General features: G+C 42.8%; 6 protein-coding genes. All 6 read right to left on the bottom strand.

The window, feature by feature from the left end:
* Nucleotides 1-257: hypothetical protein (locus FYJ59_RS13985; protein ID WP_205839563.1), on the bottom strand; the 257-nt coding region annotated here is incomplete at its 3' end.
* Between the two features lie 26 nt (nucleotides 258-283).
* The gene (locus FYJ59_RS13730) at nucleotides 284-628 is read right to left on the bottom strand and encodes a TnpV protein (protein ID WP_456300786.1); all 345 of its coding nucleotides are present in this window, start codon (nucleotides 626-628) and stop codon (nucleotides 284-286) included.
* A gap of 1,030 nt (nucleotides 629-1,658) precedes the next feature.
* Entirely contained in the window at nucleotides 1,659-2,762 is a 1,104-nt protein-coding gene (locus tag FYJ59_RS13725) for a DUF5688 family protein (RefSeq protein WP_154498885.1), read from the bottom strand.
* Nucleotides 2,762-2,896, bottom strand: a complete 135-nt coding sequence (locus tag FYJ59_RS14250; protein WP_268878558.1) for a hypothetical protein — start codon at nucleotides 2,894-2,896, stop codon at nucleotides 2,762-2,764. Before FYJ59_RS14250 ends, FYJ59_RS13725 begins: the two co-directional genes overlap by 1 nt.
* Before the next feature lie 14 nt (nucleotides 2,897-2,910).
* On the bottom strand, nucleotides 2,911-3,216 hold the full coding sequence (locus FYJ59_RS13720; protein WP_154498883.1) for a hypothetical protein: 306 nt from the start codon (nucleotides 3,214-3,216) through the stop codon (nucleotides 2,911-2,913).
* Between the two features lie 27 nt (nucleotides 3,217-3,243).
* Nucleotides 3,244-3,931, bottom strand: a 688-nt coding sequence (locus FYJ59_RS13715; RefSeq protein WP_235898061.1) for a type IA DNA topoisomerase, incomplete at its 5' end; no start/stop codon positions are given.

Below are 3,931 nucleotides of genomic sequence, written 5' to 3'. Positions count from 1 at the left end.
TCCTCATCAGCTCGATACCCGGCTCTTACATCCCCAATATACAGCTCTGTAAATTCCTCCATACGGAAAGAATTTTTCAGATACTCCGTCTGCAAAACCGCATCCTGCTCTGACTGGAAATATCCTGCAATCTCCGGTCTTTTATGGATAAGATAATTATCAAAACATAAAATTCCCTTTTGAAGCTCTGTGAAATCTTCGGTTTTATCCGAAAAAGAACCGGATAATGAGTTGCTGTCACTATCCGGCTCCCTCATGGTATTATTAGATTGTTCCTCACTGCTTAAATGTAGATCAGTTCTGTCAGCACGATTTCCTCCGCTGAGTGTCTGATGTTGTTCATCTTCGCTACCCAGCGCATCTGATCGGCTGCTTTCAGTTCCTCGTTCACTCCCTCCGACTTCGCCATCTGTCCGGTCAGAAGTTCCATTCTCTGCTCTGCCTGCTCCTGTATCTGCAGACAATGTGCTTTCAGCTCCCCTGTCAGAATCATTCCCTGATAAATCCCTCTCCTGTGCTCCTTCAGAAAGTTCTTCCTCATCAGTCCGTACTTGGTCAGTGCCTTCTCCGGCTCCTCGTTCGCTGTCAGGTTCGGAATCAGATAATCCCCGTTCTTTTCGTATGTCAGTTTCATTGGCAATGCCCTCCATTTCTGTATGATTTTCAGTTTCCTTTGGTTTTTCTATTGTCGTTTCACTTTCACGCTTTAAAGCATTATAGTCTGCTTTTGGTGCATTTGCAAGTCCTTTTTCAACATTTTCTTCATGGCTTCCAATATGCTCCCCAGCCGCTTTTTCTCTTGCCTTATTTCGGGCAATCTGACGCTCGTATGCCCCTATTGTCCTTCCAATTTCCATAAGCAGGGGCTTACACATTTCCGTAGTTGCATTTCCAATGACAGCTAATGACTTTGTATTATTAAATTCGTGGATATATTCAAAATTCATGTCATCTTTCCACAAATCCATATCGGCACCGCATCGGGATAGCAGGGTAAAGGAGATACTGGAAGCCAGCGTTTCCCTCAACCTAATTCCAAGATTCAGTTCATCCAGATCATCAAGGAAACTGCCCTCTTTCACATAGTTTAGCTCCGGTAAAAGTTCCTCATAATAATCCTGGGCAATCCTGTCAGCTATCTCCATAATCCTCTCTTCAAAAGGCATATTTACATCGGTTCCACCATAAGTCTTTTCAAGCTGTGCAAGCACAGGAGCCTTATGTTCCTCCTTAAGTTCCCACAGATTTGGGTCACGCCCGATTCTTCTTGCCTTATGCACATCTGATACATCAAAGACATATTTTAATCTCGGACGTTCGCTGTCCGTATCAATCAGGGCAATTCCTTTCGCTCCACGGTTGACCCAGCAATTCATCTTTTCATTCCACGTTTCAAGTGAAGCACAGGCTGTAGCATCTGGTCTTTGGGCGTATATTAACATCTGCTCGTTAAAGGGATATTTATACAGTCTTGCAGCCGTGGTCAGAAATCTGGTCCATTCATTTTCGTTTTTAACAATATCTCCTGCTGTCATTTCTGCCAGTGCAGATATATAATGATATTTTCCTGCCATAGATACTCCTTTCGATTCAATTTCTCATAGTAACAGAAAAGCAGCCCAAAGTGGCTGCCTTCCTGTTTATTATGTATGAAGTGGCTAAATCACCGCTTCTTTCTTTTTATCTGCTGTCGGTTGCTTCCTGTCAGCATCCATCTTCATCACATCATTTTTCTTTTCTGCAAGTCTCTCTTTTAGTGAAGGACGTTCTTTTTTCTCATCACGCTTTTCCGCTTTCTGTTTTGCACGTTCCTCTGCACGGTCACTGCGAAACAGCTCATGTTCTTTTGCATCATATTCATACACATGATCTGAAAGTCGTTCCTCTGGTGCTACCTGTGTCTGGTTCACTTCCTGCACCATCTGTTCAAGGTCTCTTAACTCCATTCCGGCATCTTTCGGGATAATCAGCGTTTCATGTATAGAAGAAGGCAGTACATAAAAGTCACCGACTTTGTCTGCAATTTCCTGTCTAATATCATCGTTTAATATGGCGGCAGCTCCATTTAGCTTTGCATCATTTGTAAGCACAAACATTGTGTCAGGAACATCCGGTATCATCCGGGACGCCATTTCCCTTGCCTCTGATATATCCATATCATTGTCCCTTGCAATATCCCCAGCCATCATTTCTATAATAGTCTCGCTCATTCCCTTGAAGCTGTATGGCTGTAAATCATCCATGTTCAAAAGAGCCTGTTCATGTAAATCCTCAAGGGTAATCCCATACCTTTCCATCAGATTATCTGTAATCGTTATGGTTGCAGTACCTTCCGCATTTTTGTCCATTAAAATCTGATACACAACCGCCAGATCTTCCACCTTGGTGTATGGTTTATCCTCAAGGAACTGCCTGTTGGCTTCCTCATTGATGAGCTTGCACACAATCTTGTCTTTTACGTTATCAAAATCAGTAACCGCAGATACATCCATATCATGGTCAATATAATGTGCCTGATATGTGGCTGCAATCTGCCCAAGCACATCATCCATCTCAGCTCCGTCCTGTATCTGTTCAAAATACGGATTCAGATATACGGTTGGAGAAATATTGCTTTCTTCCGTCCGGATTGTCAGACCATCCAAAACACAGTCATTATTCTTTACTACCTGATGAACAGAAACCGTTGCATCTGCAAATTTCTCCGGTAAAAAATCCTGTATCTGCTCTTTTACCTGTTCTACAAAATCCTTATATTCCATTACTTTCTCTCTCCCTTCCCGGTATTCTTCTGTGATTTGTCTGCCAGCTTTGATGCTTTCGTTCCATATAGCTGATAACGTTTCATCATGCTCTGCTTGTTTGTTTCCGTGATTTCTTTTTCTAACTGTTTCATTCCTGGTTTCCTCCTTACTCTGCATGTGTTCCAAAAGAAAAAGATGTATTATCCTGTTTCTTTGTACTGAATTTAGCTTTTACATCTGCTACCTTATTTTCCAAGGCTCCAAACATAGCCTCTACCTGCTCCGCTGTATATTCATAAGCTGACTTATTGGCAAGGTGTTCCAATCTTCCAATCGCATCAATCGCTTTGTTCATGCGGTATTCACCAAGGCGGATGAACTTCTCCGCTTTGGTTTCATTATTCTTTGCCGCAGGCTCCTCATCCTGTGTTCCGACTCCGTTTACAGTTACATTTTCATTTACTTCATTCATGTTCGTATCCTCCATTTTTCTATGCTGTTACTTACTTCTTTTTGCAAACTCCAGCTTGACCTTATACTGTGAGCCTTTGATTTTCTTGCCATCCTTGGTATAGGAATAATCCTCAATTCCTTCCGGAATCAGGTAAGCATCGTAAGTGCCTTTCTTTCCCTTTAAACCTTTAACGAAAGTCTTTTTCCCCTCCAGCATACTCTTAATCTGCGTATCAGAAAGTACAGTCCCCATAGCCTTGCCAACATTCATACCACACTTATTTTTGCAGTAGGCTCCATATTTTCCCTTTACTACATCACCGCCACATTTCGGACATTTTCCAAGGGCTTCCTGTGCGCTCTGATTTCCTCCAAACATGGATTTCTGCTCGTCACTAATGCTGTGATAGGTCTGCACAAGGTTCTTTACCATATCCGCAATGCCATCCATAAATTCCTGCATGGAATACTCGCCCTTTGCAACAAGGGTAAGGGCATTTTCCCAATCAGCAGTAAGTTTCGGAGACTTCACCACATCCGGAAGCACCGTAATCAGCTTTATTCCGTCCTCTGTTGGGATCATCTGCTTTTTCTCACGCTTCACGAAACCGTCCTTAACTAACTTCTCTATAATGTCTGCTCTGGTGGCAGGTGTACCAAGTCCCTTACGCTCCACATCGTCACTCATGTCCTCGTTTCCGGCTCGCTCCATTGCAGACAAAAGGGAATCTTCC

The organism is Waltera intestinalis (assembly GCF_009695995.1).
In the GTDB taxonomy this organism is placed as follows: Bacteria; Bacillota; Clostridia; order Lachnospirales; family Lachnospiraceae; genus Acetatifactor; species Acetatifactor intestinalis.
Note: the sequence above shows the minus strand (reverse complement) of the source record. Positions and strands in the feature narration are given on the sequence as shown.

Excerpts from the sequence above, each read along its gene's own strand:
- FYJ59_RS13720 (WP_154498883.1), bottom strand. The coding sequence starts at position 3,216 with ATGAATGAAGTAAATGAAAATGTAACTGTAAACGGAGTCGGAACACAG.
- FYJ59_RS13725 (WP_154498885.1), bottom strand. The coding sequence starts at position 2,762 with ATGGAATATAAGGATTTTGTAGAACAGGTAAAAGAGCAGATACAGGAT.
- FYJ59_RS14250 (WP_268878558.1), bottom strand. The coding sequence starts at position 2,896 with ATGAAACAGTTAGAAAAAGAAATCACGGAAACAAACAAGCAGAGCATG.